The following is a 5603-nucleotide window of genomic DNA, read 5'->3' as shown; positions in this document are numbered from 1 at the left end:
TAGCGACGAACTGGCCCTTCGCCTCAGCGGTCAGACGACTCGCGGCGCCGCCGGTGACTTCGAGGAAGTTGACGACCTGGTCATACACCGCCGCCGCGCTGGCGCGCTCCCAGTCGGGGGTGTTCTCCCACGGTGCGATATAGCTGTCCTTGGGCGTTCCCGGGTAGTGGGTGGTGACTCCAGCGATCCAGGCGCTGCGGAAGACCTTGCCACCGTGGTCGTGATCGTCGTGCACTGTTCTCCTCGGGTCAGCGGGTGGGCTTGATGAGAGTAGCGATTTGGCTGTCGAGATGGGCGACGTGCCGGTCGCCTCGGAATGGATCGAGATCGCGTCGCAGGTGCCCAAGGCGCTGCGCGATGTAGCCGGACTGGGTGTGTCGTCCGATGTCGACTGCCGCTCCGCCGAAACAGACTGTCTGCACGGGGTCACCGCGCAGCATGCCCGCCGCGGCGAGGTCGACCAGAACGCTCGCGCGTCGGCGTGCCGAGAGCGGTCCGTTGAGCAGGGGAACAAGGAGCTGTTCGGCCTTTTCGGGGCAGCCCAGCTTGATATAGCAGCCCGCATTCTCCTCATCGATGCGGTCACCTGTAAACCGTAGCCAGCCGACCGGGGAAGCCTCGGCCAGCGCGCTGACGTCCCGTGCGCGATCGAAGGCTCTCTCGCAGCCATGGATGTCACCCAGCCCCGCCAGGGCCTGGGCACGGACACTGGCAACCCAGAAGCGGGTGGGCAGGCTGCTGTCGCCCCGGCGGGACAGGTGTGCGGCTTGGTCGACAAGCGGTAGCGCGTCGGCGTGGCGATCCTCCACGAGTCCGATGTACGCATGGCGGGTCAGCGCGCACGCCCACAGGTCGAACGCGTCGGCTTCAGCGGCGAAGTTGCCGGCAAGGGTGTAGCAGTGCGCCGCTTCTGTGTAGTGGTTGCCGTCGAAAAGGATCTCACCGGTGAGTTGCAACGAGTCAGCTACGAGTTCACGTAGACGGCATTCGAGTTCCTGGCCGCAGGTGTTGCTAAACGTATCCATCAGCCCGCTGAGATGGGCTCGCGCATCGTCGAATACGGTCGCCTTGGTTTCGGCGTCTGCATAGTGCTGCCACAGCAGTCGGTTGAGTTTGGCGAGTTCATCGACAACTGCGAGGTCGACGGACCTTGACGTCATCGCGTGCTGCAGTCGATCCCAGTCGATCGGTGTCACCAGCGTGGTCGTGGCGATGTTCAAGAATCGCAGCAGCTCGCGACGCTTCATCTCGGTGATCTCCGTCAGGTGCTCGCCGCGGGGCGCGGTTGGGCGGACTCGGTGTTCGCTGTCGAGCTTAGTTCCGAATTCGACGTCGACCGGCTCGCCTGCCGCATGGCGACGGACCTCCGCCGTGAAACGGACGGTTTGCACAGCGGACAGATCGGCCAGAAGATCGTCGAGCTTCGCCGCGTAGTAGCCGTTGACGACGAAGCCGCCCTTCGCGTGCTCCCAGTTCCGCACCGTGCGGTCGGTGATCTCCAGCTCCTCGGCGAACCTCTCCTGGCTCCAGCGCAACGCGGCGGTGCGCAGGGCTTTGACTTCGATCCCGGTCCATGTGGTTGCGATCATGGCCGCTCCAGAAGGCGACGAGGGGCAGTTCCGGTTTGTTCCGCCCCAGCTTACGGCCAATTTTCCGGCTCCGTTCCTGGTTCGACGGGTACCACGGTGCGACCCTGGGAACGGATCCCGCCTACTAGAAATCCTTGCGAGACAGTCTGTTTCGCAATCCTTCCAGGGAGTCTCTTCTATGACAACAGTATTCGCCGCTGGGCTGCTCGACCAGATCGCCAGCATCGGCAGTGTCGACATGGGGATGCTCGACAGGCTCCACCACGAAGCGCTGACAATTCCTACGCACGAGGACTGGGTGGCCGAGTACGGGCCGTATCAGTCCGGGAGTTGGTTCACCACATCGTTGATGAACGACTCCGGAGTACCGCGCGATGTCCGCATCGCGGATTGCACACCGAAGGCTACGAGCCTCCTCGACCGCATGCCCGCCACCCGCGCCTACCTCCAATCGCTGGGCCTGCGCTACATGTGGGTGCGCCTCGCACGGCTCGGACCGAACGGATTCCTCTGGGAACACCGAGATTACGACGACCTCGAGAAGGCCGAGCGGTTCCGCCTGCATGTGCCCCTGGTGACCAACTCGAGCGCTGCGCTCATACTCGGCGGGGCTCGGATTCACCTGCGGCCCGGCCGGGTCTGGAAGCTGGCACCAACCCATGTGCACGGCGCATGCAACCTGCTCGGCCCGGATCGACTGCACCTGATTCTGGACTGCTACCGCGATCTCGCGTTCGATGCGCTGACCGCTGATTCCTCGCTGGAAGCAGCCGAGGTCCTTCAGCTGCCGGAGCCTGACGCGCGGGAGATTGATTCCCATAGCGAGCGGGCGCGTTCGCTCATCCGGCTGGGCTACCTCGACGCGGCGGAGAAGCACCTACTGCGGCTCTTCTATCGGTACACCCTGCCGGAAGGCACGGTGTACGACCTCATCGCCTCCGCGTACGAAGAAGTCGGCCGGCCCGATAAGGCTCGGGCATGGCGCAAGGACAAAGTCACTCTCCTCGGCCTCGGCCGCTGAACAGTAGGAAGGAACCAGCTCGTGATGGAGACCTTGCTCGATGACCTGGCCATGATGAATCGGCCAGACCAGTTCGGCCTGCTGGAGCGCGCGACCGACGTGTTCGCCGCCAGCCCGGCCGTGACCCGGCTGCTCGTGCGAGGCTCGCTCGCCGCGGGTACTGCCGACCGCCTTTCCGACGTCGATTTCGTGATCGGTGTGGAAGACCGCTGGTATGGCGACTTCGTCACCGCGCTGGATGACCTGATGGCCTGTGAAATGGCGGCGATCCTGCCCGGATGGCGGGACATCATCGTCGCGAACATGGGCGGACTGGGCTACGTGTATCTCGTCGTGCACAACGGCACGCTGCGCCAACTCGATCTGTACGTCACCCCGGTCAGCCGACTCGACTCGGTGCACACGGGAACCCGGGCACAGCCCCTGTATATCCGTACCAGCGCCGTGCCGCCGACAGCGACGTCGGCCTCGACCGCTTCCGCAGCGGCCGATTTCATCGCACGCACGGCCACCGCACCGCGCAGTTGCGCAGATCTGCTGGTCGAACTGCTCGTGCTCGGATGCTTGATCCAGAAGCGGATCACTCGCGGCCAGACCTTCATCGCCTACGACGAATCCCACCTCTTCGCCACCGCTGCGAAGGATTTCGTCAAGGCCGCGCTGGCACCCGGGACGCGCTACTACGGCTGGTATCACCTGCAGCACGAAGTCGGTGCCACACCCCTCGGTCGTCGCTGTCTCGCAATGCTCGACGCGTTGATCCACAGCCCCTCGGTGCCGTCTCACGACACGTTAACGGCGAATCTGGACCGGGTCCTCGCGATCGCCGACCAGATCGCACCGGAGGTCCTGACCGCGCTGGGGCCGGCGATCGACGCTTACCGCTACTACCTGGAGCTTTCATGACCACCGTGACCTTTTTCGGAGGCGTGCGTGCCGAGGACGACGCCGACCGGGTTCTGGCTTACGAAATCGGCTGCGCGATAGGCCAAGCGGGCGCGACCATCCAGCACGGCGGATACAACGGCCTGATGGAGGCGGCGGCACGCGGAGCCGCCACTACGGGCGGCCGAATCGTCGCGGTCACGCTCGAGAATACGAAGTGGGGCGAGTTCAATCCCCACGTCACGCACGCGATTCACCTTCCGCGCCTGGGTGATCGTCTGCACCGCTTCCTCGACACCACCGACCTGGTGATAGCGATGGGTGGAGGGATCGGCACGTTGCACGAGCTCTCGGCCGCGCTCTGGTACGCCAGTAACATCCGACCTGTCCCGGTGTGGCTCGTCGGCAGCACTGCCACGCACCTGGCGGCCTTCCTGCGCAAGGAACAGTGGCTGTACGAGACGCCGACCCGCCCGATGGGGTTCCTCCGCGAAATCACCCACATCGAGGCGTTTCGGTGTGCCTTCGACGACCTGGTGACACGAACACGGAGCCGTAGCGGCGACTCCGAGCTCGCCGACCGCATCCGTCAGAGCGCACTGCGGCGGGGCCGTCACCGGCTCGCCGACGGCGAGGTAATCGAAGAATACTTCGACCAGTACAGCCTGGCCGCCGACCCGGAACTGTTGCGCGACGTCACAACCGCAATGGCTCAGATGGTGCCCGCCGACACCGATATCGTCGCCGGACTCGAACTCGGCGGCGTACCGCTGGCCGCAGCAATCTCGATCAACATCGGTGCCTCGCTGGCCTGCATCCGCCGCGCCGCCAAACCGTACGGGACCGGTCGCCGCATCGAAGGCGGCGTCCTCACCGAACGCGACATCACCATCGTCGATGACGTCGCTCGCACCGGATCTCAACTACTCGAAGCAGCAACGGCATTGCGCGACATCGGAGCCCGGGTCACCACGGCCGTCTGCATCGTCGACCGCAACCTCGACGCTCGCCTCCGGCTGGCCGACCACGGCATCCGACTACGGACGCTCGTCGTGGAGCCGGTAGCCACCCCCGCACGCACGACGCCGGCGAGGCGAGCATGAACACCGCCGTGCTGTTCGACCTCGACGGCGTGATCATCGACTCGCGTGCGGCGATACGAGAAGCCCTCCACACCATCACGTTCCGGGTATTCGGCCGCGACATCCAGCCACATCTCCTCGACGCGCAGGTAGGGGTACCACCCGTACAAGCGCTGTGCCAGTTGGGTGTACCCGATCCCGAGGATGCCTACGAGAGGATGTTCGACGCCGCATTGCTCGACGCGGCGCACCACATCCGCGTGATACCGGCCGTCGTCGCAGGCATCACGGCTCTCGCGCAATCCGGCGTGAAGATCGGCATCGTCACCACCCAAGCGCGGCGACGGCTGTACTTCCTGGTTCCCCCAGTGGTCGGCATGGTCGCCTCGGTCGTGATCGCCTGGGAGGACGCCGAACCCAAACCAGCGCCGGACGGGATCACCCTCGCCTGCTCCCGGCTGGGGGTCGCAGCCCAATCAGCGCTGTTCGTCGGCGACACCGTGACCGACCTTGCCGCAGGTCGCGCTGCGGGCGTCAAAACAGTGTCGGTGGCGTGGGGATTCACCGATTCCGACGTTTGGCGCGGGCAGGCGCAGAGATCGTGCTCGACGATCCACGGCAGATCGGGCCAGAGCTACTCGAGTTCTTGCCGAACCCTGAGGCCGGAACATCCATCGCCTGACGCGGCGACAACGGTCCGCGCCCCCCTCCCGGGGTGCGGACCGTTGTCGTGATCGTTTCTGTTGATGATCGTGGGTGCCCCGGTTATCCTGAGTGCTGGCTCATCCGTGTGCGTACGGCAGCGAGCCCGGCGTCGATTCCGGACGGATCGGTGCCCGCGCCGTAGGCGATATCCGCCTTCCCGCCGCCTCGGCCGGCGATGCTTGGCCCGAACGAGCCGACCAGGTCACCGGCCTTGATGCCCAACTCTTGGGCGGCCTTGGTCACCGCGACCACGAACGGCACCTTGCCGTCGGCATTACCGAGCAGCACCACCACGGCGGGCTGGGTGCCGAAGCGGCCCTT

At 65.4% G+C, this 5603-nt stretch carries 6 protein-coding genes and 1 pseudogene; 4 read left to right on the top strand and 3 right to left on the bottom strand.

Annotation, left to right across the window (positions count from 1 at the left end):
- Nucleotides 1-235 (bottom strand): annotated as a pseudogene (locus QK444_RS31680) (hypothetical protein); the annotation flags it as partial.
- Between the two features lie 13 nt (nucleotides 236-248).
- Nucleotides 249-1589, bottom strand: coding sequence for a hypothetical protein (locus QK444_RS31675; RefSeq protein WP_282785747.1), 1341 nt, complete (start codon nucleotides 1587-1589; stop codon nucleotides 249-251).
- 178 nt (nucleotides 1590-1767) lie between these two features.
- On the opposite strand from QK444_RS31675, the gene QK444_RS31670 reads away from it, so the two are divergent.
- Genes QK444_RS31670 through QK444_RS31655 form a run of 4 tightly spaced genes read left to right on the top strand, consistent with a single transcriptional unit; the run spans nucleotide 1768 to nucleotide 5311 of the window.
- Nucleotides 1768-2610: an aspartyl/asparaginyl beta-hydroxylase domain-containing protein gene (locus QK444_RS31670; protein ID WP_282785746.1), complete on the top strand. Its 843-nt coding sequence runs from the start codon at nucleotides 1768-1770 to the stop codon at nucleotides 2608-2610.
- 21 nt (nucleotides 2611-2631) lie between these two features.
- Nucleotides 2632-3516, top strand: a complete 885-nt coding sequence (locus tag QK444_RS31665; RefSeq protein WP_282785745.1) for a hypothetical protein — start codon at nucleotides 2632-2634, stop codon at nucleotides 3514-3516.
- Nucleotides 3513-4598 carry an LOG family protein gene (locus tag QK444_RS31660; RefSeq protein WP_282785744.1) on the top strand — a complete coding sequence of 362 codons (1086 nt, stop codon included), beginning with the start codon at nucleotides 3513-3515 and terminating at the stop codon, nucleotides 4596-4598. Before QK444_RS31665 ends, QK444_RS31660 begins: the two co-directional genes overlap by 4 nt.
- A complete protein-coding gene (locus QK444_RS31655; RefSeq protein ID WP_282785743.1) occupies nucleotides 4595-5311 on the top strand; it encodes an HAD-IA family hydrolase in 717 nt (238 codons plus the stop codon). Before QK444_RS31660 ends, QK444_RS31655 begins: the two co-directional genes overlap by 4 nt.
- 31 nt (nucleotides 5312-5342) lie before the next feature.
- Here the strand turns inward: QK444_RS31655 and QK444_RS31650 are convergent.
- Nucleotides 5343-5603 (bottom strand): DHHA1 domain-containing protein (locus QK444_RS31650; RefSeq protein WP_282785742.1); only part of this gene is annotated, 261 nt, incomplete at its 5' end.

The organism is Nocardia sp. CC201C (genome assembly GCF_030010695.1).
Taxonomy (GTDB): domain Bacteria; phylum Actinomycetota; class Actinomycetes; order Mycobacteriales; family Mycobacteriaceae; genus Nocardia; species Nocardia otitidiscaviarum.
The sequence above is the reverse complement of the archived record's forward strand: the minus strand, read 5'-3'. Positions and strand labels throughout refer to the sequence as shown.

Bases quoted from the DNA above. Each gene is read 5' to 3' on its own strand.
- QK444_RS31660 (WP_282785744.1), top strand. From the start codon at position 3,513: ATGACCACCGTGACCTTTTTCGGAGGCGTGCGTGCCGAGGACGACGCC.
- QK444_RS31655 (WP_282785743.1), top strand. From the start codon at position 4,595: ATGAACACCGCCGTGCTGTTCGACCTCGACGGCGTGATCATCGACTCG.
- QK444_RS31675 (WP_282785747.1), bottom strand. From the start codon at position 1,589: ATGATCGCAACCACATGGACCGGGATCGAAGTCAAAGCCCTGCGCACC.
- QK444_RS31670 (WP_282785746.1), top strand. From the start codon at position 1,768: ATGACAACAGTATTCGCCGCTGGGCTGCTCGACCAGATCGCCAGCATC.